Here is a 206-nt window from a genome sequence, read left to right as displayed (position 1 = left end):
CGCCGCTGAGCCGCGCATCGGTCGGCTTGACGATCGTATGGTCGCGCGTATAGAGCGGGTAGATGAAGATCTCCTCCGGCTTGTAGTCGAGCGCCCGCTCGACCGAGTACAGCCAGGAGTCTACCGTCTGCCCCGGCAAGCCGTAGATGAGATCGAGATTGAGGATCGGGAAGCGGTAACGCTGCAGCAGCGCCAGCGCCCGCTCG

General features: G+C 64.1%; 1 pseudogene. It reads right to left on the bottom strand.

Annotated elements, in window-relative coordinates:
• Window positions 1-206 (bottom strand): annotated as a pseudogene (locus PA598K_RS18540) (STM4012 family radical SAM protein); the annotation flags it as partial.

Source organism: Paenibacillus sp. 598K (assembly GCF_003851045.1).
Taxonomy (GTDB): Bacteria; Bacillota; Bacilli; order Paenibacillales; family Paenibacillaceae; genus Paenibacillus_D.
Note: the sequence above shows the minus strand (reverse complement) of the source record. Positions and strands in the feature narration are given on the sequence as shown.